The sequence below is a fragment of the Bacillus sp. JZ34 genome (assembly GCF_053903205.1).
This window is the reverse complement of record NZ_CP096403.1, coordinates 1981214-2003027: the sequence shown is the minus strand read 5'-3', so window position 1 is coordinate 2003027 and position 21814 is coordinate 1981214. Positions and strand designations below refer to the sequence as shown.

Genomic DNA, 21814 nt, shown 5'->3' with positions numbered 1-21814 from the left:
TCTCCCATTTTACACAACCTTGCTGTATTTTTCTTCACAATCTGAAAGAAAAAACGAGAAAAAGCTGCCTGTTTCGGCAGCTTCAGCACGTGTATTTATTTATTTTTGCGGATTCGCTCCTGCGATACCTTTTAAGACATAACCAATCAATAAACTGTATGTACTGACCGCCGCCAGCAAAAAAAACATCGTCATACGCGACTCACCATCCTATAATGAGAATGTTTATCATCATTATAAATGAAATGATAATCATTTTCAATGGTGTAATTTTTCTAATGCCTGTTCTTCCGTGCGGATGCGGATGTACATGACAGCAGCGTTGAGCACCGTAAATAAAAGTGCGGTGGCGTATGCCTGGAAAAGCAGGGGCAAAAGCAGAAATTCAAGAGCCACCGCCACATAGTTCGGGTGTTTGAACCATTGATAAGGCCCTTTTCGGACAAGGTTCGTTCCAGGGATGACAAGGATTTTCGTGTTCCAGCATCTCCCCAGAGAAAAGAGCGCCCAATACCGGAGGGCCTGAGTGAAGATGAGGCCTGTTAATACGACAAGCGCCATCGGAAGAGGTCCGCGTTGAAAAGCGATCGTTTCCCAAATCAAAGATATGAAAAACAAAACATGCATCGCGACGATATAAGGGTAATGACGTCTCCCGTATTCGACCGCTCCCTCTTTCAGAGCGTTTTTTTCATTGAACTTCGCGACTGCCAGCTCAAGCAGGCGCTGGGCGGCAAAAATGCTTAAAATTGTCCAAAACATGTGTCAGTCACTCTCTTTTTGTCCATTTCAAAAGCAGCAGCTCCGATGAAAAGCCCGGGCCGAGCGCCCCTAAGAGACCGTATTTTCCCGGTATGGGACTGCCATGCAGGCAATATTCTTTTAAAACATGCATCACAGTGGCTGATGACATATTGCCGTGCCTGGCCAAAATTTTTCGTGAACAGTCGATGTGCGCTTCGGAAAAGCCGAGGCTTGCCATATAAGCGTCGAGAACTTTTTTTCCGCCAGGATGGGCAAGAAATACTTGAATGTTCTCCAAAGCGAGTTGTTCCCTATTGAGAAATGCTTCGACATCGTTCTTTAAATGTGTTTTGATTAATGTCGGAATGTCCCTGGAAAAAACGACACGGAAACCGTTGTCATTGATTTCCCAGCCCATGACATCTTCCGAATCTTCCAAGGTGGCTGATTGTGAGCTCACTACTTCCGGAAGAACCTCCAATCTGGCTGATGAGAAATCCGCTTCCTTGCCGCACATTAAGAGCGCGGCGATTCCATCGCCAAATAAAGATGTGCCGATAAGGTTGCTTTTCGATTGATCATCCTTTTGAAACGTTAAGCTGCACAGCTCCGCCGCAATCACAAGGACATGGGCTTTTGGAAACGCTTTGCAGTATTCGAATGCCCGCGCTATACCTGAAGCTCCTCCTGCACAGCCGAGCCCCCAAATCGGAATCCGCTTCGTCTGTTTTGAAAAAGGCAGAATGTTCATGAGCTTCGCTTCAATGCCGGGAGTCGAGATGCCTGTAGAAGATATAAAAAAAATCGCTTCAATTTTTTCGAAAGGGATTTCTTTTTTCAAAAACCGTTCGTCTGACAGGCAATTCGAAACGGCTTCTGCACTGTGTCTGACAGCCATTTCAATGTACGCCTGATTTTTTTCCTTGAAGCTCCTGGATTCTTTATACCAATCCAAAGGCATGACAAATTGTCTTGAAGCGATTTCTCCATTTTGGAAAGCTGACAGCAGTCGGTCAATGTCTTTAAATGAATCTTTGAACATCTCCCTCGCAAAAACGGCCGCTTCCTTCTGGTCAACATGGCAGCGGGGAAGGCTTGTCCCCGCCGAAATGACGTAGGCCATAACACCACCTCTATTTACAGCGTCTCCCGAATCGCCCGGCCTTATGTGGACCTCTCGAAAAAATAGGCCATCAGCACTTCATCTTCATATTTCCCGTCCGCAAAAACCTGCTCCTTTTGAACCCCTTCAATGATAAAGCCGCTTTTCTCATAGAGCGACAGCGCTGCTTTATTTGCAGAAAATACGGTCAGGCAGAGCTTATGCAGACGATGCAACCTGCACCAGTTGAGGGTGTAGGACATGATTTCCCTGCCGATTCCAAGCCCTTGCGCTTTGCTGTGAAGCCATGTTCTGAACAGCCCCGTGTGCCGCTTCATTTTGAGGTCGCCGCGAATGACCCGGGCAATTCCGTACACCGCACCATCGATTTCAACCGCCGCATACATGTTATCCTTTTCCATCATATCGCTGATGAATGCCCGCTCTTCCTCAAGTGTGCGCGGCCGTTCTTTTTGGATGTACACACCGGTTTGAATCACATCTTTTACTGCTTCAATGATGTCGGGGGCATCCGCCATTTTGACGGGACGGATGACAGCTTCACCGCCGTCTTTCGTGCTGATTCGTTCGACAAGCTCATTCACAGTTTCCATTCGTTACGCCTCCTCTTCATACCGGTAGTATGGCTTATCCGCAATGCAAAAAAACCTCACAATCTGTGAGGTTTTAAACGGCTGATTTTTCAGTTGGAACTGCTTCAGGCTGTTCAGCATGACGAGAAAACGGATGGATATGAAAGATCGCATTCAAGAGAATGGCTGTAAAGCTTCCCGCGACAATTCCGTTCTCTGTCAAAAGCTTGACGGCATCGGGAAGGTTTTGAAACATTTGCGGTACAACCGTCACGCCTAGGCCGATTCCGATGGAACACGCTACGATCAATAAGTTCTCCTGCTTTCCGAAATCAACCCGGCTCAGCATTTTGATCCCGTAGGCGATTACCATGCCGAACATCGCGACCATAGCGCCGCCGAGCACAGGTTTAGGAATGATCGTCGTTAAAGCAGCGGCTTTCGGAAACAGCCCCAACAGAATAAGAAAAGCTCCAGCGAGCGCAATCACGCTGTTTTTCTTAACTCCTGTCAGCTGGACGAGACCGACGTTTTGCGAATAGGCCGTATAAGGGAAGGCGTTGAAAACCCCGCCCAGCAGCACGGCAATCCCTTCGGCACGGTAGCCTTTTGCTAAATCTTTTTCTGTCAGCCGGCGGTCCGTCAAATCACCCAATGCAAAGTAGACGCCTGTAGACTCGACAAGGCTGACGATCAGCACGAGGGACATCGTCAAGATCGGTGTGATCTCAAAAACGGGAGTGCCGAAGTAAAACGGATGGATCATCTGCACCCAGCCTGCGTTTGCCACTTCTGTAAAATCAACTTTTCCTATCAGAGCGGCGCCGGCTGTTCCTGCAATTAAACCGATTAAAATGGAAATTGATTTGATAAATCCTGTTGTAAAACGATATAAAAGGACGATGACCAGTAAAACGGAAAAAGCTAAAGCAAGATTGGACAGCTCACCGAAATCGCTGCTGCCTTCACCGCCGGCCATGTTGTTCATCGCAACGGGAATCAAGGTAATACCGATCACCGTGACGACCGATCCTGTGACCACGGGAGGGAAAAACTTAACAAGTTTTCCGAAGAAAAAAGAAACGATAACGACAATCACACCGCCTGCTATGATGCTTCCATAGATCGCTGGAATACCGTATTTTGAAGCAATCGCAATCATTGGTGAAACGGCTGTGAACGTACACCCCAATACAACAGGCAAACCGATTCCGAAAAAGCGGTTTTTCCAAACTTGCAGCAGTGTCGCCACACCGCACATCAAAATGTCGGCAGACACAAGGTATGTGAGCTCAGCCGGCGTCAAGCCGAGAGCGCCGCCGACGATCAGCGGCACGACAACGGCTCCTGCATACATGGCCAGGACGTGCTGAATGCTTAATGAAACGGTTTTACCGGCCGTAAGTTTCATGACCCAACCTCCTGTAAAAAGGTAACTTTTCCATCGGCAAGAGATGCAATACGCGCAAGGGATTCGACTCTGATTCCAAGATTGTCAAGCTCCTCCCTGCCCGTCTGGAATGATTTTTCGATGACAATCCCGATTCCGCACACCTTTGCGCCGGCCTGTTCAATGATGGAAACGAGCCCTTTCGCCGCTTGTCCGTTTGCCAAAAAATCGTCGATGATCAGAACTTTGTCATCCTTTGAAAGATGGCTGGCTGATACGGCAATCGTACTTTCCGTTTTTTTTGTAAATGAATAGACAGAAGCCGTCAACAGATTTTCCGTTAAGGTAAGCGATTGACGCTTTCTTGCAAATACTACCGGCACGCCCAGTTTCAAGCCTGCCATCACAGCAGGTGCGATGCCTGAGGATTCAATCGTCACAATCTTCGTGACGCCTTCCTCCCGGAAAAGCGAGGCAAACTCTTCGCCCACAGCAAGCATTAATTCCGGATCGATTTGATGATTTAAAAATGAATCAACTTTCAGCACTTCGTCAGACAACACCGTGCCATGCTCTGCAATTTTTCGTTTTAGCTTTTCCATTAAACCCCTCCGTTCATCAATTGCCCTTCATAAAAAAAAGCATTGTCCGCTCGGATTTTGAATGCGAGCGGGCAATGCTTAAAAAGACGAATTCCGTCTGTTTCACTAAATGACGTTCGTTTTCTTAGCGCCCACTCATAGTCGGACATTTACGGTGTCCGGTAGAAACTTGCGTGCCATATCCACGCGATTATATGAGTGATATAATGTATCAAATTATATCAACTTTCGATCCGGTTGAAAAGGGATAAAACAAAAAAAGACGAACCTGCACACATTTTTTTCAGTTTAATGTTCGTATTTAACAGAAAATTCTGATCCAAAAATCCCTCCCGGACTCACGGGAGGGATTTCTTTTTTACAAATAGAGTGTTGTATATTTTTCTTTCAGGTAGCGGATTAAATGACGGACGTTTAATTCTTCGCCTGTCGCAGACTTGATGATGTCCAACGGTTTTTTTCTTTTGCCGTGGATGTGAACGTGCTCTGTCAGCCACTTTCTGATCGGTTCAAATTCGCCGTTTTCAATCATGCGGTCAAACTCCGGAAAATCTTTCAGCATGCTTGATTTCAGTTGAGCCGCATACATATATCCGAGCGCATATGAAGGGAAATAACCGAAATCGCCGCCGGACCAATGGACATCCTGGAGAATTCCTTTAGCATCGTCAGGAGGCGTAATGCCCAGATATGCTTCATATTTGTCATTCCATAGTTTCGGAAGGTCTCCGACCGATACTTCGCCGCTGAAAATCGCTTTTTCAATTTCGTAGCGAATCATAATATGCAGCGGATATGTCAGCTCATCAGCCTCAATCCGAATCAGCGACGGCTTTGATTCATTAACGGCCCTGTAGAACCCTTCGGCAGTAACGCCTGCAAACTGGTCAGGACTTGCTTCTTTTATTTTCTCAAAATACCGCTTCCAAAAACCTTGATGTCTGCCGATAAAGTTCTCATAGAAAAGGGATTGGGATTCATGTATCCCCATTGATGCGCCGTCTGCTAAATTGGTTCCGCCCAGCGCTTCATCAATGTTCTGTTCATAAATGGCATGGCCGCATTCATGAATCGTTCCGAAAACGGCCGAGCGAAAATCGTTTTCATTATATGCTGTGGTCACCCGGGCATCCCCTTGACTGATCGTCACCTGGAAAGGATGAACCGTCTCATCCAGGCGCCCCGCCTCAAAATCATAGCCCAGTTCTTTTAAGAAAAAGTGGCATACATCGCGCTGCCGCTCTTTTGGAAAACGTTCGTGCACAAAGCCCGTATCAGGCTTTTGATCACTGGCGGCAATCTTTTGTACAAGCGGAACGATCGCCTCCCGCAATTCAGAAAAAAGGCCGTCGAGCTTTTCGACTGTAACGCCTGGTTCGTATTGGTCCAGAAGGGTGTTATAGGGGTGGCCTTCATATCCCCAGTACGAGATAAACCGTTTTTTATAGTCGATGATTTTTTCTAAATACGGAGCAAAGAGAGAAAAATCGGACGCCTTTTTCGCTTTTTCCCAGACGGATTCCGCTTTGGATGTCAGCGTCGTATATTCTTTGAAATCCTCTTCCGGAATCTTGCTGTTTAAATCGTATTCTTTTTTCGCTTCCTCAACCGCTTTCTGTGTATCGGCAGGCAGATCCTGTTTTTGCTCGGCAAGGGCATCCAAAAGCTCCTTCATCCGCGGGGACGTTCTCATTTGAAAGACGTCTGCCGACAATTGTCCGATCGCTTCGGCGCGGCTTTCTTCGCCTTTTCTCGGCGCGCCCGTCCTCATATCCCAATACATCACGTTAATCGCCTGCTCATACCGGCTGATTTTCTTTAATGTTTCTAAAAACTCTTTTTCATATGTATTGATCGACATCATTCATCCTCCTCTTCCCTTATATGATGCGAATTGTAATCAGACTAATGGAAATATTTACGAAAGTCAACTTTTATGCAGCCAAAAAAAAGAAAAGCGGGATGTCCGCTTTTCTTTATACATAAACCGGCTGAACAGGAAGCACAGATTCGACTTCTTTTATCACATTCCATTCTTGTTCATCGCCCGCAAAAATGCTGATCGTGCCGCGGTCGCTGTTTGATCTGATCAGACGGCCGATGCCTTGGCGCAGCCTTAGCAGCATGTAAGGAAGTTCTACTTCGCGAAAGGCGTTTTCCAAACCGCTCCGCTTCGCTTCAAACACAGGATCATGCGGCGGAAAAGGAAGCGACCAGATGATGACATGTTGCAGCGGATCTCCGGGAATATCGAGCCCTTCCCATAGATGCACAGAGCACAAAACGGATTCTTCAACCGTTTGAAACTTTTCAACAATTGTACTGATTTCTTCATCCCCCTCAAAGTAAACAGGAAACGAAAATGATTCCTGTGCAGTCCGGCGCTTGAAGGACAGAAGCTCCTCAAAAGACGGAAACAGAATCAGCGTTTTCCCGCCCGATTCTTTGATTGCACGGATTGCCGCTTTTTCTTTTGCTTCTTTTTCCTCAATTCGATGGATGTACACTTTCATCTGCTCTTCATAGTCGTACGGCGAATCAACGGTAAATGATAAGTAGTCGCGGATCCCAAGGCTTGTCGCTAAATAATCGAACGATCCGTTTTCCGATAATGTCGCCGATGAGAAAATAAATGGAATCTGCTTGGAGAACACTTTTTCTCCGAGAACTTCGGAGACGGTTCTCGGCATGACGACGAATGTTGACTCAAGCTCTTTTTGCTCAAGCCAGCTGATCGCATTTTTCCTGTAGAGCGAAAGGGAGTAAGCCATCTGTTCGAGATACTCTTCAACAACGGTTAAAGCGTATTGGTCGATCGTGTACAGCTCGCCTTCAAAAACGAGCGCCTCCCCGATCTTTTCAAGCAAATCATACAGCTCGGCGGCCGCTTTTTTCAGATTGGCATGATCTTTGATGCGCATGCGCTCAGAGCCTTCTGCTTTTTCGGCGTTTTCTGAAAGCAAACCGAAAAATTCGTCGTTGGCGCGAAGCGCTTCTTCGACAAGCTCTGCAAATTCTTCTCTGATGTCATTGCCGAGCAGGCGCTCGAGAAACATTTCGAGCGTCGATTGCTTCACCCTGTACGTCAGCGCCTTTTGCGCCGCAAACTCGAGCAGATGCCCTTCATCGAAAACCACAGCGCTGTGTTCCGGCAAAAGCGGAAGCTGGCCTTCCCGTTTTCTCGCCTCTTCTGTCCAAACGTGCTCCATATAGAAATCGTGGGAACAGATGATGAAATCGGTTGATTTTCGATAATGGTCTCTTGACAGTGTAAGTCCGCATCGGTGCCTCATGTCGCACGTGAGACAGTCTTGAAAAGAATCGTAACCGATTTCAGACCATTCATCATTTGATAAAGACGAATACTCTTTGCGGTCGCCGTACGGATAAAAAGACTGCATGCCCTGCGATTCATGAACGAAAGACGGCAGACTTTCGTAGAGGTCAAGCCATTTCTCATCATCAGATCGCTGCATCGTTTTCTCCAGTTTTTTCAAACATAAATATTGATCATGCGATTTGCTGAGCCTTGCGTCAATCGTCAAGCCCAAATGCTCGGAAATTTTGTAAATATCGCCTTCTTTTTTGACGAGCTGTTCGATCAGCGTCTCATCCGCACAAGCGATGACCGCCGGCTTGCCCGTATACCTGGCATAGCTCAAGGCAAACAGAAGATAGACGAGCGTTTTTCCGGTTCCGACTCCGGCTTCTGCAAACATGACCTTCTTTTCCTTAAATGCCCGTTCTAATTGAAAAGCCATGAATATTTGCTCATCGCGCAAATCAAAGCCTTTTTCAGGAAGAATATCGTAAAATACATCACCGATCCAATTGTTCAGTTCTTCATAAAAGTTTTTTGTTTTTGTTAATGAAAAAGGCAGACGAGATGCTGTCACCCTGCTCCAACCCCCAACTATCGAGTTTTCAGAACTTCTATCCTATCACTATGATTCGGGAAATTCAACAAGAAAGATTTGAGAAAAGGAGCAGGAAGCCTCTCTTAACTATTTCCGGTAAATCGAATGCGTCAAAAACGGATGATCCGTCGATTCCATATGGCTGATCGCGTTTTTCAATTCTTCCTTCGCATATGTAAGGCGCTCTTCGCCAATGTCCTCGAGCTGGTTTTCTGACGTCTCCAGCGCTTTTTGAATCATATGAATGTGATCGCTGTTCAACATGAAATCACCCCTTTTCAAAATCAATAATCCCGAGTATATGCAGGATGAATCGTTTTTATACAGGCTGATTTTATGTTTTTTCTTTGCTCTTGATAAATACGCAAAAATAAAGGGAATCCATAGTATATATGGTTTCCTTCAATCTTGTTATGTAACTCACCCGATTCCGGAACAATTAAAAACTTTAAGAACCGTCTTATATAAGACGGTTCTCCAAAGATTCGATTGCCAGTTTTAGTGCAGTCAAGCGACGCTCATTTAATGTTTTTTGAGGACTGCCTTCTTTTGCTTTGGCTATTTGTTTTTCAATAGATGGAATGATACCTTGTAAAACTTCTTTAGAAGTCAATATGATTTCTTCGTTATAGCCAAAATCTTCTCCATTCCAAATACCTTTTAGGGCTTTCTAAACCAATTTTTACTGCGTTTAGTCTCTTTTTGACAAGAGTTGTGTTTGAACCTTTTTCTTTCGTGCTTTTATAAGCATTTGTTAGTTTATTAAAAGTTGACTCCAACGATTGAATGGACAAATCTTGGATTTCTTGGCTGACAGAATTCATATACAAACCTCATTTTTCTTTTTTAATGATTCAACATTTTTTAACAATCTGCTTAATGGTTGAATTAGGACTGCACATTCATTTTTGCGAGTCGTAAACTGTCATTTCGACTATCGACAAATAAAAATCAAGATATTTCGCAGCGACACCTTGATTAATCGACCACCCACAGTGGAAGAAGGTTCAACATAGCGTTTAACCCATCTTGTTCTTTTTGGGTATGTGGTAATCTGCCGATATCCTTTAACAAGTTGCTAAACGCTTTGCTCAGCTTGATAACTTACCATCGAATATTTGTTCTGATTTTGATTGTATCAAAATTTTGGGGAAGTTTTCAAATATCAACATTTACGTTTAACCGTTTTCACAGCGGTCAAACACCCTTTTTCCAGTCAAACAACAGCTTAACATCAGATAGTAAGGACTATATTAGACAATGTGCGCTTTATCCACAATAAAAACCCAGTCTATTCTGTTTTTCTATCATATCCTGTAGGGACTTAAAAATTTATAGACTAAAGGTGGAGAGTTTATGTACTATTATGAACCGGCAAAGAAAGATTATTGGGATTATGATTATGATCCTTACAAGAAAGATCACGATTATTGCAAAAAGGACTACTACTACCATGAGCCTTGCAAAAAAGACTTCTATTACCATGAACCTTGCAAGAAGGATTACGACTATTGCAAAAAGGATTATTACTACCATGAGGATTACAAAAAAGACTACGATTACCACAAGCCTTGCAAGAAGGATTACGATTATTGCAAAAAGGATTATTACTACCATGAGGATTACAAAAAAGACTACGATTACCATAAGCCTTGCAAGAAGGATTACGATTATTGCAAAAAGGATTATTACTACCATGAGCCTTGTAAAAAAGACTACGATTACCACAAACCTTGCAAGAAAGACTGCTACTATGAGCCGCGCAAAAAATGCTATGATTCGTCTTATAAAAAGAAAAATGATTCATGGATTTACTAGTGAATCGATGTTTTGCCATGCGCTTTTAAGGGGATAATCCCGCGGGCGCGCAAATTTAAAAACGCCGTTCGGCGGCTTTCCAGCTATGGAAAGAAAAAAGGCTGCCGTTTCATGGCAGCCTTTTAGCTTCACTTCTCTTTATTCGGTTTTGGCGGCCTTTTCCCCCAATACTGGTAATAGTCCGTCTTAATAAAACCGTTAAAGAGTTTCCGTTTTTTTGTCGCTTTTTTCCCGTAGCACTCTTCAAAACGCTCGTTTGATGTCAGCATGTAAACAGACCACGTATCAAGTCCGGCAAATGCTTCGCCCATATCTTTATACATGGCTTCGACTGCTTTCTTTTCACCGAGGCGTTCCCCGTACGGCGGATTTCCGACAATCACGCCGTATTCCTCTTTCGTCCGAAAATCCTTTACCTGCATTTGCTTAAATTCGATGAAATCGGCTAGTCCCGCTTCCTCGGCATTCGCTTTGGCGATCTCGATCATACGATGATCCAGGTCATACCCCGAAATTGACAGCGGCTGATCATAATTCGCTTTGTCTTCGACTTCAAGCCTTGCTTGATCCCACACTTCTTTGCCGATCCATTCCCATCTTTCGGATGCAAAATCCCTGTTGAAACCCGGCGCAATATTTTGGCCGATCAAAGCCGCTTCGATCGGTATCGTGCCCGAACCGCAAAACGGATCGACGAAAGGTCTGTCAGGCGTCCAATTTGTCAATTGAATCAATGCTGCAGCGAGGGTTTCTTTCAGCGGCGCTTCCCCTTGACCGGTTCGGTATCCCCGTTTATGAAGCCCGGCTCCGGATGAATCAAGCGTAATGACCGCTTTGTCTTTTAAAAGGGAGACTTCGATTTTATATTCCGGGCCTGTTTCCTCAAGCCACCCGCCTTGTGTCTGATACGCTGATTTCAGCTTCTCGGCGATCGCCTTTTTGACGATGCGCTGGCAGTCCGGCACGCTTGCAAGCACTGATTTAACAGACTTTCCCGTCACGGGGAATGAGGCGTGTTCAGGAAGATAGGCGCTCCAGTCGACCGCTTTTGTCTTCTCGAATAACTCGTCAAAGGTCTTGGCCGTAAATTCGGCAACCTGCACTTTCACCCTGTCAGCAGTTCTCAGCCACAGATTGGCTCTGCAGATGGCGAGGGCATCACCTTCAAACACGACTTTGCCGTTGTCAACCGTACAATCATATCCTAGATCTCGCACCTCTTTGGCAACGATCGCTTCAATTCCCATCGGCGCTGTTGCAATTAATGTATAGGTTTTCATCATATCACCTGTTTTTATGTATGTTTTTTACATGATAAAAGCTCTCCTACCTGCGGAGAGCTTATACATTGTCATCATCATAATAGTGTGTAACGTTCTGTAAGCCATGTTTTGTTCCGTCGTACTGCTGTCGGCTGCTAAGCCTCGTACTCGGGTGGTAATCATCTATCTACAGAGTCAACTCTGTCCTTCTTTCCGTTCATTTCCGTCCAGAAGGTTCCCCTACCAAAATTTGGGTTTCTCGCTCGAGGGGTTTACCGCGTTCCACTCTCACCATTTCTAGTGAGACTTCGTCACTGTGGCACTTTCAAGGATACTCAGCCATATCCATAAAGGACGTAGGCTTTTTTCCTGCCGTCAGCCTTCTGCAAGGCTGCCCTAGCTTATGACTTCGCTAGGCACGAACACTACGGGCATCTCAGCACCGTGCGAGCATGGACTTTCCTCTACAGATGTAAAATCTGCAGCGATTACCCGAACGTTAAGACATCAACTATTATAGCTTAGTTTGTTCTAAAGGGCAAGCGGTTTTCATCAATCGTATAATTTGCTTCCAAACACATGTTTTTCCAAATTGGAAAGCCGTTTTAGAATATCAAAATTGGTCGTATTTGATTGAGCCGGCTGTCTCTTGTTCGCTTCTTCAAGCTGTTTTTTCAACTGCAGGTTTTCCTGCTGCAATTCTTCGATTTCCTGATGGAAGGCTTCATAGTCTTTAATGACCATGTCCAAGAATTTGTCAACATCTTCCTGCTTGTAGCCTCTGACTCCTGTTTTGAATTCTTTTTCCAAAATTTCTTTAGCAGAAAGCTTCACTTTATCAGCAAGCATCTTTTTCACCTCATATCGTGAATCATCATCTTATATTTTTTCAGAAAACGTGTGCAATGTCAAATTTTCTCTTGCACTTTTTACTCTTCGTAAAAGCTGCTTTCTTCAACAGTGACTCTCAGGTCATCCATCGTAATCGTGTAAATCGGAAAATCGCGTTTTTCTTGAGCTTTTTTTGCTTCATTCAGCATATACACAGGCGAGCCTTCTCTTTCTTCGTCGTACAGAATCAATAAGCCATCCGCCTTTTCGATGAAAAACCGGTTTTTTTGTTTAAATTGGACCGGGCTTTCGTACGGCCTGTGTGTCAAGCTTTCAGTGAAATCGCTGGCTGCGAGCACAGCTTCATACTGCTCTTGATTTTTCTCGTTCCACTTCTTTTCCTGTTCCAAAAACGGAGTGATAACCGCCACTTTCAAGTCGGGATATTCTTCCTGCAGCGAAAACGCAACTTCCGCCGCCCATAGTTCCGTGCCGAGCTGGCCTGAGATAAGGATCCATTCCAGCCCTTCCTCAAGCAGGGCGGTCAATCGGTTTTCAAGCGCTTTTTTTATGTAGAACAGAGCCTTGTCATCCTGTTTGAAAATCCCCAGTTCAAACGGCTTGTACCCTGTAACGGCCAATACTTTCATTATGATCACCTGCTAAAAAATGGGGCCGTATTCCGCCCCATTTTTTTAAAAGATATTCTGTTGCTCACGTTCAATCCGGCGCTCGTTCATCCTGACAAAACTTCCGAAAATCCTTTTTAGTAAGGACCCATACCCATTCCAGGTCCTGGCATCGCTCCAGGCCCGGGCATCATTCCTGCGCCAGGGCTCACGAAGTGCTGATGTGATGCCTGGTTGACAGCTGATTGAGTTTGCGGGAAGTAATGAACATGCTGAAAATGCTGATGGTTGACATTCGTTGTGTGCTGCGGGTGAATGTGCGGTACGACGGTTTTGCTTTGCGTATGGTTGTAGCAGCATTGAGTAGGATGAACAATCGGCGCCATTACATGCGGTTTACAGTGCATGAAAATTCCCCTTTCTTTAAGCTTCTATATACACTATTAAACTATGAAGCAAGGGGTAAACATGTACTAATATAAAAACCTATTTTAAAAGTAAGCCATAAAGCTTTCCTTGAAATTCGTCATGATTAATACGATAAACAGTACGACGACAAAAAACAGATAAAACAGCCCCTTATACATATCGACGCTCCCTTCAAACCATTCTAACGCTATTTTACAAGAAGCGATCGGTTTCTACAATTCATAACATGCTTGAAATGTTTGGCTTTCGAAGATCGTCGTTTTCTGCGCTTGCCCGGGGAATATTTCGTCCGAATTTCCTTTCCAGCCGCTCGCGCCGTTTCAAAAGGCCGGCTACTTCTTTTTCGGTCAGCTCAAACTTTTGTGAACCGTGCTGCAGCATCAGGTTATCCGTTACCTCGAGGGCGGCCCGAATGTCCCGCTTTCGATGTTCAAAGTATTTGGCGAGTTCGATGCCTGCGCGCCAGGCGGTTTTTCCGTCTGTTCCATTTTGGAGCTTCAGCCAAAGGGATGCGGCTTCTTTTAGCATGCCCTGCTTTTTATACTGCATGGATAAATCGAATGATGCGCGTTCAGACTGCTCGAAAGGCTTTTTTTCAAGCTCCTGCAATTGCGCTGTCGCAAGCTCTGTCTCCCGGTTGGCGAGAAGCCATTTGGCCATCGCGTACTTTTCGTTTGCTTCCGCTGTCTGCTCCGGAGTGAGGATTTTCTTCGATAAATGGATGTAAAGAGAAATTAAAGAAAGCACATCAAGCTCATTGTGGCGCAAAACGCCTTCAATGATTTCCGGACGCTCCTCCTTTAAAAAATGAAAATACATCATCGGCGCCAGGTAGCCCGGCGTATCTTCAGTTCTTACAACATCCAGCTCTTCCTTTTCCACCGTCCCCAAAGAGACGCGGTCAAACTTATGCTTCCAAAGGCGGCGGGATCCGTGGAGCAGGTCAAAATGGCCGAAATCCGGCAGCTTCGGAACCCTGTCGCGGATCAGCGTATGCCTCGTTTTCACCTGAGGCCAGTCGAACGCTTTTCCGTTATAGGTGACAAGAGACTGAATATCGACTTCACTCAGGAAGCTGTGATAGAGGGCGGCTTCGTGCCCCGGCTTTGGCAGCAGATGCTGTTTGACGACTACGCGGTCGTCATACACCCGTGCATGGCCGAGCAAAAAGATCGCATTGCCGGCTCCTCCCCCGAGACCGGTCGTTTCCGTATCAAAGAAGAAAAGCTGGCTCGGTGTATACCCTTTGCTTGAAAGCGAATGGGAAACGGCGCTGTTGTTCCAGCGCCTAACCGTCTCATGCAGTTCAGAAAATGCGTAATGGCCATGAACATGTGTCAACGGATAAACGACTTCCCTGATCAGGCAATAGCAGTCCTCAAACACATACGGTTTAACACCGAATTCGGCCCATTCTTTCTCAAAGCCGACGGACACGGAAGTCCGCTTTTCTGCCGGAGAATCCGTTTTTTCTTCTTTCGCTTGATTTCCCAGGTGATGCTTATAGCGGTTAAGTTTTCGTTTTAAAGACATTCCGCTCAACCTTTCCAGCCTTTTAAAAGGCGCAGCGCATTGTTTTTTGTCTGATCGCCGCTGCCGCCCGCTCCTATGCAGGAAGGGCATCCTGACTCACACGGACATCTTGAAATCAGCCGATGCGCTTCACTGATGATCTCAGGCATTTGTTCATACACTTTCTGAGACAGCCCCACTCCGCCGGGATAGCGATCATACAAAAAGATCGTCGGCTTTTCGTTATGAACGGCTTTAATTTGCGGAAAAACGTGCAGATCAGACGGATCGCACATCACTTTTAAGGCGGCGACATGTCCCAGGACGTTTGCAGTCCCAAGCAAAGCTTCTTCCAATTTGATGTCGTTCCAATTTTGCCGCTCCTCATCGTTCACCTGCACCCAAGCCGCATTGGTATGCAGTTCCTCTTCAGGCAGATGAATCGGGCCTGAGCCGATATTTTCATGCGTCTCAAATTTTATTTTCTTAAAAATCGTCGCTTTCGCCTGAACGGTCACATCCCCAAAACCGAACGCTGCGGTTTCTGTCTTTTTCTCCTTGTCAACTTCGAGAACTCTCAATAGGACGGCGAGATTAGCATCCGTATAGTAATCAACTTGAACCTCGCGGACAAACGCCTTTTTCTCCTCCCAGTCAAGCTTTTCCACCTGGTATTGGATGCCTTGATGCAAATAAATGGCTTCATCGTGCAGAAGCGTCATGGCGCTGAACCTGTCCATTTCCCCGATCACTTTCGCCTTCTCGCGCTTTGACTGATCAATAATGACAACATTTTCCTGAGAAGCCGACCTCAAGCTGATGCCGTGCGCCGGAAAAGCGTCATTCATCCAGTGATACGTGTTCCCGGTTAAGTGGAGGACTCTTTCTTCTGCCAAGTAGTCAAGAATATCCTCGATTTCGGCACCGCCGAATGTGTCCGTTCTTTTGAAAGGCAGTTCAAAGGCTGCGCATTTAATATGATCGACAAGAATGACCAGGTTATCCGGATTAATGACGGCAGTCTCGGGATTTTGTTTAAAGAAATAGTCCGGATTCTGTACAATGTACTGATCGAGCGGGGCGGAACTTGCCACCATGACAATCAGCGCTTCGTTGTGCCTTCTTCCAGCACGGCCGGCCTGCTGCCAGGCGCTCGAGATCGTTCCCGGATATCCGGTCATGATGCATGTCTGCAGCTGTCCGATATCAACGCCCAGCTCAAGCGCATTCGTGCTGACAACGCCTTTAATGTCCCCGCTGCGAAGGCCTTTTTCAATGACGCGCCGCTCGTTCGGCAGATAGCCGCCCCTGTACCCCTGAATCGAATGAGGGCCGACAATCGGTTTCATCACTTCCTGCAAGTATGTCAATATAATTTCAACCCGGACTCTGCTTCTTGCAAACACAATCGTCTGAATACCGTTTTTCAGAAATTCGGATGCGAGCTTTCTCACTTCAAGGGTCGCGCTTTTCCTGATGTTAAGCGAACGGTTGACCATCGGCGGGTTGTAAAATAAAAAGTGCTTTCTTCCCGACGGGGCGCCGTTGTTTGAAATCAGATGCATCGGCTGCCCTGTGAGCGTCTCAGCGAGCTCCAATGGATTGGCGATCGTCGCGGATGTACAGATAAACTGCGGCTTGCTTCCGTAAAATTCAGCGATCCGCATCAGCCGTCTGATGACATTGGCTACATGGCTGCCAAAGACTCCCCTGTATACGTGAAGCTCATCGATGACAATATATTTCAGATTTTCAAACAATGACACCCATTTTGTATGGTGGGGCAAGATCGCCGAATGCAGCATATCCGGGTTTGTAATGACGATATGTCCTGCTTTTCTGACTTTCTGCCTGATCGAAGGCGACGTATCTCCGTCATATGTATAACAGTTGATCGACGCACCGATTTCATCGATTAATTCGTTCAGTTCACTTTTTTGGTCCTGCGACAATGCCTTTGTCGGAAAAAGATATAAGCTGCGCGCATCCTGGTCTTCTGTGATCCTCTGAATGACGGGCAGATTGTAGCAAAGCGTCTTCCCGGATGCCGTCGGCGTCACAAGTGTCACGTTTTTGCCGGCGGCGCTGTGCAGAAACGCGTCAGCCTGATGGGAATACAGCTTTTCTATCCCTCTCTGCTGTAAAGCATGCACGATTCTTTTATCTAAACCTTCAGGAAAATCGCGGTAATCCGCTTCTTTTTCCTCAATTGTATGCCAATGAACAATTTGCTTGCTGAAAGCTTGGTCTTCTTTCAGAAGCTGAATCATATCTGTCAAATTTCGTTTTTGAAACAACGCTGTCACCTCTCCCTTCTATTTTAGCGAATGTCCGTTCGTTCTGAAAGAGGTGATTTCCTGAGAAAATGAAAAAGCAGAGAATCGCTCTCTGCTTTTTTGCTGTTACTTAACTTTAAGCTCCATGAGCTTTGTCTCGCTTTTTTTCGCCTTTGCCTCTTCATGTTTTGTGACGCGCTCCAACACATCGCCGTTCATAATGACGATCGGCGTAATGGTGCTGCTCGCTTTTTCCTTGATCAGTTCCAAATCGCACGTTATCAAAGGATCGCCGACTTTTACTTTGTCTCCTTCTTTGACATGGGCTGTGAAACCTTCACCTTCCATCGCTACGGTTTCCAGACCGATATGAATCAAGAGTTCCACGCCGGACAGTGAACGGATGCCGATGGCATGTTTTGTATGGAACAGCTGGATCACTTCCCCGTCGACAGGTGAGACGATCTCGCCTGCGGAAGGCTCGACAGCCATTCCGTCACCCATCATCTTTTGGGAGAAAACGGGGTCAGGGACTTTTGAAAGTTCCAAAACTTGTCCGTCAACCGGTGAAAAAACGGTTTCTTCTTTCATTTCATTTTGTTTCTGACCAATACCGAATAATTTTTTCAGCAATACAGTTGGGCTCCTTTCAAAACGCCTCTTTATGATGGCTATTAAAAGAGGAACAGGTTAAATAAATCTTTGGATTCCCCACTATTTAACCACACTTTCAAATTCCCATCAATGAATAACCATACCAAGAGCCCCTGCATAAGCTGAAAATAAAAAACCGGGGTGATGAAGAATGGATTTCAAGGAAAACGACAATCACTCGCTCAGCAAGAAAGATGAAATTCAAGAAGCGGTTGAACAGTTATTTTACAATTCACCTTTCCACGATATTTTAAATTCATTCCAAAAACTGATATCAGACCAGCTTCAGAATTCCACCATTTCCATGAACATCAGAGAGGAGAATGAGGCGCTTCACGTCGACATTGCCGTTCCTGAATCGTTTCAAAACGGAGATATCATGATTGAAGCGAAATCGAGGTATCTTCATGTCGCCTTGAAGGAGAAAAAAGAAAGCGGCGGTTCTTCATCGTTTACAAGCCTGTCCAGAACCGTTTTGCTCCCATATCCCGTCCGCGAAGAAACAATGAAGACGTCGTGGAACCAAAATATCCTCACGGTCTCATTTCCGGAGCAAAAAAAGCATGAATGACCTTCATCCATGCTTTTTTTATTTGAAGAATCCCATAAACCCTTTGGCCAGCGCTCCGACCTGGTTGACCGTGCTCACCATCTGGCCAGCGGTGTCCATCATTTTGCTGAAATCAAACTGCCCGTTCTTTTTTTTGAATTGCGACAGAAAGCTTTGAAACTGTGATGGCTGGTGGAGATTCGGCCGCGGCGAGGGATATGGATGCTGATAAGGAAATGCCTGAAACGGCGGAAGCGGCGGCTGCATTTGCTGCTGAACAGGCTGATGATAGACTGAAAACGGGTCCACATTCTGCTCGATCGGCTGCTGATAGGCCTGCGGCCGCTGAGCTGGATGAGCGTACGGGACGGTTTCCTGGCTGTAGTACGGCTGAACGGGATGATAGGCATGATGGTTTTGCTGATCGGCTTGAACATATGCACCGGGGCCGGAATAAGGATATACGGCGGTTCTCCTCTCTTCCATCTTTCCTCTCCTCCTAAAGCCCTTTTTTATATGTGTATGATATAAAGGCATTTCCTGTTCCAAAGGTTCTGTCACAAGTTTGTCAAAAAGTGTCGAAAATTTTAATATTTGAAAAACAGAAAAAAGTCGAATTGTTATGGTACGATATTATTAATATAAAGGAGAGGGGATGCACCATATGAACGTATCATACTTAAGAAATTGTTTTGCCGAGATGAAACAGTATGAGACAGACTGCATGAACAAACTGATGGATTTTGCCAAGTTTTTGTATATCCAGGGACATCTGACATTAAACGAATTTCGCACAAGTATGAAAGTTCTTGAAGCGAATGGCGCACAGCACCCTGCTTATGATATGAATACGGACGCCAGCTAAACAAACAAAAAGAAGACCGGGTTCTAATCCCGGTCTTCTTTTAATATATCGTCTTCTACGTTTTTCAGCGTATAGAGGACGGACTCCGTCAGATCTTTAAAGCGTTTTTTATGGATTTTGCAGAAATAGGACTGCATGAAAATTTCATTTGCATTTTCCTCAACCGAGCTGAGCTGCTCTTCATAAATGTATTTTGGCCGATTCGCCTTGATATAAGGCAGGCTTTCCGCCAGCCAGCTTTTCACTGTTTGTTCGAATCTCTCGACAGAAGGTTTGACAACCTCGAAAAAATCGTATTCCGTCCCTTCCTCTTTTCCCTTACTGTATCGTTCTTCCGCTTCTTTTACGAGGCGGATTAATTCCCGTGTCTGTACAAGAAGAGATTGTGTATCCAATTTTTTCACCTCGGGTTTATCGTACCAAAGGAAGACGACCGTTACAACGAATCCGGCTTATGCCGTCTCTCCTCTTGGCTCCACTCCCATTAACGTGCTGTTTAAACAAGCTGAGAGCTCTGCCAGTTCTTTTTCAATCAGATCGAGCCGTTCGTTCCAGCCAGCCCGCTTTTCATGCTCCGCCCGGCGTACGGCTTCTGTCAAAGCTTTCTCAGCAGACGACATGTCTGATTCCGTTTCCAAAAGCATTTGAAGGACCGAGTCTTTGCTTGCAAATCCGTTCATTTGCTTCCCTCCTTTTTGATCGCCTTCTATGCATTCTCCCCTATGCGCCCCCTCTCCTCCGCAGCTGACAAAACTAGAAGCAAACCGCCAAAGAAACTCATTTTCCAGCCAAACGCGCCGCTTTCGACAAGTGATCTTGCGAAAAATGGTATGATCAGCGCTTTTTTGCAAAATCTAAAAAGGTAAGGAGGTGCCCGCTGTGGAAAACAACAAAAAGAAATCACCTGCGAAAACAAAACCTGATGCTAAACAAACAGACACACTGGATAAAAAATTAGGCGGACCTAACCGCCCGTCCACTTAAAAAGCAAGGAGAACCCTTGCTTTTTTCTGTTTTACCTCTTATTCAGCCAATGCTCCAGTGAAAACAATGCCTGCAGCTGCCTTCTTTTTTGAAAATACCAATCGGTGATTTCGATCGTTTTCGGCAGTTTTTCATCTTTGAACATCGCCTCTCTCTTTCCTCCGCGAAACCAATCGGATTTTAATCCGTCTAATGAATGGGCAACAACGGGATAACACGTTCTCAAAAATGGCGAGGTTCTGATTTTAACCCCTGCCCAGCGTTCCATATCAAAGCGCGACCCGGTATGCGGAACACATGATGTAAAGTGAAAAAAACCGGGGAAAAGCTCAGGCGAAAACAGCAGCTCGCTTAATTGCTTGCCGAGCTTGATCCTTTCCTTTAAACTAGTGAAGCGTTTGACAGACACGCCGTAAAAAACGCCTTCTACCGTCGGAAAAATGACTGTGTTGAAGTGAAACCATTCACATAGCTGAAAAGGAATCGTCTGAAAAACATTCTTTTTAAACAAAGGATTTTGTATAATAGGAGTTTGGATAGTGTTTTGTTCATTTATAATGAGAGCATACATGAGCCGCTTTTGATCGCGCTCATGCCAGAACCGCTCCCACTCCGTTTTCATAAATGAAGACACACCAAATGAGGAGAGCAAATGAAACAGCGGCTGGCCAAGCTGCTTGGACCAATGGTATAACAGGAGCTGCGGATAGGCGTCCGAAAAAATCAGCCAGTTCGCTCTTTCATACGTTAAAAACAGCCAGTTCTGCTGAAAGGCCGTAAGTCCGAGCTCGAATAAACGCCCTTTTAAATCGGTCATCGACCAGCCGGCATTCCTGGAAACAAATGAAGCCAAAAACGACCACTTGATTTCAGGATGGCGGTCAAAGTAGCGTTTGTAGGCATTTGTCCGTGAGATATTGTCCTTGTTCAGTTTTGCGGTCAGCTCTTGAATGCGGCTCGTCAGCTCCGCCGCGGAAAAAGTGTTGTGCAAGATCAGCCACTTCCGTTAGTATCCAGATTTTTGTAAAAGGAGGATGAAGAAAGTGATTCGTTACCCGAACGGCAAATCGTATCAGCCGAAAACAGCTGCCTCATCCTTGCAAAAGAAGCCGTCGTATTCCAATCGCGGCATGACCCTCGAAGATGACCTGAATGAAACGAATATGTATTATCAATCTCATTCGATTGCGGTCATCCATAAAAAACCGACTCCTGTACAGATTGTTCAGGTCGATTATCCGAAGCGAAGCGCTGCGGTGATCAAGGAAGCATATTTCAAGCAGTCGTCAACTACTGATTATAATGGGGTTTATAAAGGCCGCTACATCGATTTTGAAGCGAAAGAAACGAAGAGCCGGACCTCTTTCCCGCTTCAAAATTTCCACGATCATCAGATCGAGCATATGAAGCAGGTTGTGGCGCAAGACGGCATTTGTTTTGTTATCATATCCGCTTTTGAAGAAATTTATTTTTTGGAAGCAGAAAAATTATTTTATTTCTGGGAGCGGAAAAAGCAAAACGGCAGAAAATCGATCCGAAAAGACGAGCTTCAGGAAGCCGCTCACCCTATTTCACTTGGATACTCGCCAAGAATTGATTATATTAAGATTATTGATCAGTTGTATTTTTCGCCATCATAAATTATGATTTTAAAGT

General features: G+C 45.4%; 25 protein-coding genes, 1 other RNA gene, 2 pseudogenes and 1 riboswitch. Of the genes and pseudogenes, 5 read left to right on the top strand and 23 right to left on the bottom strand.

Annotated elements, in window-relative coordinates; genetic code table 11:
* Window positions 1–99: 99 nt before the first annotated feature.
* From fbpC to M1D90_RS10115, 11 genes and pseudogenes are all read right to left on the bottom strand, one after another.
* Window positions 100–195: a Fur-regulated basic protein FbpC gene (fbpC, locus tag M1D90_RS10165; RefSeq protein WP_003182857.1), complete on the bottom strand. Its 96-nt coding sequence runs from the start codon at window positions 193–195 to the stop codon at window positions 100–102.
* Between the two features lie 63 nt (window positions 196–258).
* Window positions 259–762, bottom strand: a complete 504-nt coding sequence (locus M1D90_RS10160) for an isoprenylcysteine carboxyl methyltransferase family protein (protein WP_039072797.1) — start codon at window positions 760–762, stop codon at window positions 259–261.
* Window positions 763–769: 7 nt separating this feature from the next.
* Window positions 770–1867, bottom strand: a complete 1098-nt coding sequence (locus M1D90_RS10155; protein WP_214485388.1) for a type III polyketide synthase — start codon at window positions 1865–1867, stop codon at window positions 770–772.
* Window positions 1868–1908: 41 nt separating this feature from the next.
* On the bottom strand, window positions 1909–2460 hold the full coding sequence (locus M1D90_RS10150; protein ID WP_020451901.1) for a GNAT family N-acetyltransferase: 552 nt from the start codon (window positions 2458–2460) through the stop codon (window positions 1909–1911).
* Window positions 2461–2533: 73 nt separating this feature from the next.
* On the bottom strand, window positions 2534–3850 hold the full coding sequence (locus tag M1D90_RS10145; RefSeq protein WP_020451902.1) for a nucleobase:cation symporter-2 family protein: 1317 nt from the start codon (window positions 3848–3850) through the stop codon (window positions 2534–2536).
* Window positions 3847–4431 carry a xanthine phosphoribosyltransferase gene (xpt, locus tag M1D90_RS10140; protein ID WP_020451903.1) on the bottom strand — a complete coding sequence of 195 codons (585 nt, stop codon included), beginning with the start codon at window positions 4429–4431 and terminating at the stop codon, window positions 3847–3849. Before xpt ends, M1D90_RS10145 begins: the two co-directional genes overlap by 4 nt.
* Before the next feature lie 118 nt (window positions 4432–4549).
* Window positions 4550–4649: riboswitch (purine riboswitch) on the bottom strand.
* Between the two features lie 140 nt (window positions 4650–4789).
* On the bottom strand, window positions 4790–6292 hold the full coding sequence (locus M1D90_RS10135) for a carboxypeptidase M32 (protein WP_023857407.1): 1503 nt from the start codon (window positions 6290–6292) through the stop codon (window positions 4790–4792).
* Window positions 6293–6407: 115 nt separating this feature from the next.
* On the bottom strand, window positions 6408–8327 hold the full coding sequence (locus M1D90_RS10130) for an ATP-dependent DNA helicase (protein WP_023857408.1): 1920 nt from the start codon (window positions 8325–8327) through the stop codon (window positions 6408–6410).
* 108 nt (window positions 8328–8435) lie between these two features.
* The gene (locus M1D90_RS10125) at window positions 8436–8612 is read right to left on the bottom strand and encodes a hypothetical protein (RefSeq protein ID WP_020451906.1); all 177 of its coding nucleotides are present in this window, start codon (window positions 8610–8612) and stop codon (window positions 8436–8438) included.
* A 196-nt stretch (window positions 8613–8808) separates the two neighbouring features.
* Window positions 8809–9172 (bottom strand): annotated as a pseudogene (locus M1D90_RS10120) (hypothetical protein).
* Window positions 9173–9324: 152 nt separating this feature from the next.
* A pseudogene (locus M1D90_RS10115) lies at window positions 9325–9443 on the bottom strand (IS1595 family transposase); the annotation flags it as partial.
* A gap of 261 nt (window positions 9444–9704) precedes the next feature.
* On the opposite strand from M1D90_RS10115, the gene M1D90_RS10110 reads away from it, so the two are divergent.
* On the top strand, window positions 9705–10166 hold the full coding sequence (locus tag M1D90_RS10110) for a hypothetical protein (RefSeq protein WP_020451908.1): 462 nt from the start codon (window positions 9705–9707) through the stop codon (window positions 10164–10166).
* A 128-nt stretch (window positions 10167–10294) separates the two neighbouring features.
* Here M1D90_RS10110 and M1D90_RS10105 read toward each other — a convergent pair whose 3' ends face one another.
* The 8 genes from M1D90_RS10105 to M1D90_RS10070 all read right to left on the bottom strand — a co-directional run bounded on the left by M1D90_RS10105 (window position 10295) and on the right by M1D90_RS10070 (window position 17738).
* Window positions 10295–11446 (bottom strand): THUMP domain-containing class I SAM-dependent RNA methyltransferase, encoded by a 1152-nt coding sequence (locus M1D90_RS10105; RefSeq protein ID WP_039072800.1) that lies wholly within the window; start codon window positions 11444–11446, stop codon window positions 10295–10297.
* Between the two features lie 95 nt (window positions 11447–11541).
* Window positions 11542–11928: RNase P RNA component class B (gene rnpB, locus M1D90_RS10100), an RNA gene on the bottom strand.
* Window positions 11929–11980: 52 nt separating this feature from the next.
* Window positions 11981–12277: a cell division regulator GpsB gene (gpsB, locus tag M1D90_RS10095; RefSeq protein WP_003182873.1), complete on the bottom strand. Its 297-nt coding sequence runs from the start codon at window positions 12275–12277 to the stop codon at window positions 11981–11983.
* An 80-nt stretch (window positions 12278–12357) separates the two neighbouring features.
* Window positions 12358–12909 (bottom strand): DUF1273 domain-containing protein, encoded by a 552-nt coding sequence (locus M1D90_RS10090; RefSeq protein ID WP_039072801.1) that lies wholly within the window; start codon window positions 12907–12909, stop codon window positions 12358–12360.
* Window positions 12910–13025: 116 nt separating this feature from the next.
* Window positions 13026–13295, bottom strand: coding sequence for a CotD family spore coat protein (locus tag M1D90_RS10085; RefSeq protein WP_020451911.1), 270 nt, complete (start codon window positions 13293–13295; stop codon window positions 13026–13028).
* Window positions 13296–13536: 241 nt separating this feature from the next.
* Window positions 13537–14850 (bottom strand): ribonuclease H-like domain-containing protein, encoded by a 1314-nt coding sequence (locus M1D90_RS10080; protein ID WP_396278697.1) that lies wholly within the window; start codon window positions 14848–14850, stop codon window positions 13537–13539.
* Between the two features lie 5 nt (window positions 14851–14855).
* Entirely contained in the window at window positions 14856–17099 is a 2244-nt protein-coding gene (locus M1D90_RS10075; RefSeq protein ID WP_456283492.1) for a DEAD/DEAH box helicase, read from the bottom strand.
* 132 nt (window positions 17100–17231) lie between these two features.
* The gene (locus tag M1D90_RS10070; protein WP_020451914.1) at window positions 17232–17738 is read right to left on the bottom strand and encodes a PTS sugar transporter subunit IIA; all 507 of its coding nucleotides are present in this window, start codon (window positions 17736–17738) and stop codon (window positions 17232–17234) included.
* Window positions 17739–17910: 172 nt separating this feature from the next.
* Here M1D90_RS10070 and M1D90_RS10065 point away from each other — a divergent pair, with 172 nt between their 5' ends.
* Window positions 17911–18330 (top strand): Hsp20/alpha crystallin family protein, encoded by a 420-nt coding sequence (locus tag M1D90_RS10065; RefSeq protein WP_023857414.1) that lies wholly within the window; start codon window positions 17911–17913, stop codon window positions 18328–18330.
* Window positions 18331–18348: 18 nt separating this feature from the next.
* Here M1D90_RS10065 and M1D90_RS10060 read toward each other — a convergent pair whose 3' ends face one another.
* Window positions 18349–18795, bottom strand: a complete 447-nt coding sequence (locus M1D90_RS10060) for a YppG family protein (RefSeq protein WP_020451916.1) — start codon at window positions 18793–18795, stop codon at window positions 18349–18351.
* Between the two features lie 178 nt (window positions 18796–18973).
* Between M1D90_RS10060 and M1D90_RS10055 the strand changes: the two genes are divergently transcribed.
* Window positions 18974–19174 (top strand): YppF family protein, encoded by a 201-nt coding sequence (locus M1D90_RS10055; protein WP_011198064.1) that lies wholly within the window; start codon window positions 18974–18976, stop codon window positions 19172–19174.
* Between the two features lie 23 nt (window positions 19175–19197).
* Here M1D90_RS10055 and M1D90_RS10050 read toward each other — a convergent pair whose 3' ends face one another.
* The gene (locus M1D90_RS10050) at window positions 19198–19569 is read right to left on the bottom strand and encodes a YppE family protein (protein ID WP_026579400.1); all 372 of its coding nucleotides are present in this window, start codon (window positions 19567–19569) and stop codon (window positions 19198–19200) included.
* Between the two features lie 57 nt (window positions 19570–19626).
* Entirely contained in the window at window positions 19627–19854 is a 228-nt protein-coding gene (locus M1D90_RS10045; RefSeq protein WP_035338535.1) for a YppD family protein, read from the bottom strand.
* Window positions 19855–20053: 199 nt separating this feature from the next.
* Here M1D90_RS10045 and sspM point away from each other — a divergent pair, with 199 nt between their 5' ends.
* Complete coding sequence (gene sspM / locus M1D90_RS10040; RefSeq protein ID WP_009328007.1) at window positions 20054–20158, top strand: acid-soluble spore protein SspM; 105 nt, start codon at window positions 20054–20056, stop codon at window positions 20156–20158.
* Window positions 20159–20189: 31 nt separating this feature from the next.
* Here sspM and M1D90_RS10035 read toward each other — a convergent pair whose 3' ends face one another.
* A complete protein-coding gene (locus M1D90_RS10035; protein WP_023857417.1) occupies window positions 20190–21149 on the bottom strand; it encodes a DUF2515 domain-containing protein in 960 nt (319 codons plus the stop codon).
* A gap of 52 nt (window positions 21150–21201) precedes the next feature.
* Between M1D90_RS10035 and recU the strand changes: the two genes are divergently transcribed.
* Window positions 21202–21798, top strand: a complete 597-nt coding sequence (gene recU / locus M1D90_RS10030; protein ID WP_003182896.1) for a Holliday junction resolvase RecU — start codon at window positions 21202–21204, stop codon at window positions 21796–21798.
* Window positions 21799–21814 lie beyond the last annotated feature (16 nt).

Coding starts and splice junctions, on each gene's coding strand:
- M1D90_RS10160 (WP_039072797.1), bottom strand. CDS start 762: ATGTTTTGGACAATTTTAAGCATTTTTGCCGCCCAGCGCCTGCTTGAG.
- M1D90_RS10060 (WP_020451916.1), bottom strand. CDS start 18,795: ATGGAAGAGAGGAGAACCGCCGTATATCCTTATTCCGGCCCCGGTGCA.
- M1D90_RS10090 (WP_039072801.1), bottom strand. CDS start 12,909: ATGAAAGTATTGGCCGTTACAGGGTACAAGCCGTTTGAACTGGGGATT.
- xpt (WP_020451903.1), bottom strand. CDS start 4,431: ATGGAAAAGCTAAAACGAAAAATTGCAGAGCATGGCACGGTGTTGTCT.
- M1D90_RS10105 (WP_039072800.1), bottom strand. CDS start 11,446: ATGAAAACCTATACATTAATTGCAACAGCGCCGATGGGAATTGAAGCG.
- gpsB (WP_003182873.1), bottom strand. CDS start 12,277: ATGCTTGCTGATAAAGTGAAGCTTTCTGCTAAAGAAATTTTGGAAAAA.
- M1D90_RS10075 (WP_456283492.1), bottom strand. CDS start 17,099: ATGATTCAGCTTCTGAAAGAAGACCAAGCTTTCAGCAAGCAAATTGTT.
- M1D90_RS10125 (WP_020451906.1), bottom strand. CDS start 8,612: ATGTTGAACAGCGATCACATTCATATGATTCAAAAAGCGCTGGAGACG.
- M1D90_RS10065 (WP_023857414.1), top strand. CDS start 17,911: ATGGATTTCAAGGAAAACGACAATCACTCGCTCAGCAAGAAAGATGAA.
- M1D90_RS10145 (WP_020451902.1), bottom strand. CDS start 3,850: ATGAAACTTACGGCCGGTAAAACCGTTTCATTAAGCATTCAGCACGTC.
- M1D90_RS10085 (WP_020451911.1), bottom strand. CDS start 13,295: ATGCACTGTAAACCGCATGTAATGGCGCCGATTGTTCATCCTACTCAA.
- M1D90_RS10055 (WP_011198064.1), top strand. CDS start 18,974: ATGAACGTATCATACTTAAGAAATTGTTTTGCCGAGATGAAACAGTAT.
- M1D90_RS10155 (WP_214485388.1), bottom strand. CDS start 1,867: ATGGCCTACGTCATTTCGGCGGGGACAAGCCTTCCCCGCTGCCATGTT.
- M1D90_RS10110 (WP_020451908.1), top strand. CDS start 9,705: ATGTACTATTATGAACCGGCAAAGAAAGATTATTGGGATTATGATTAT.
- M1D90_RS10080 (WP_396278697.1), bottom strand. CDS start 14,850: ATGTCTTTAAAACGAAAACTTAACCGCTATAAGCATCACCTGGGAAAT.
- M1D90_RS10150 (WP_020451901.1), bottom strand. CDS start 2,460: ATGGAAACTGTGAATGAGCTTGTCGAACGAATCAGCACGAAAGACGGC.
- fbpC (WP_003182857.1), bottom strand. CDS start 195: ATGACGATGTTTTTTTTGCTGGCGGCGGTCAGTACATACAGTTTATTG.
- M1D90_RS10135 (WP_023857407.1), bottom strand. CDS start 6,292: ATGTCGATCAATACATATGAAAAAGAGTTTTTAGAAACATTAAAGAAA.
- M1D90_RS10045 (WP_035338535.1), bottom strand. CDS start 19,854: ATGAACGGATTTGCAAGCAAAGACTCGGTCCTTCAAATGCTTTTGGAA.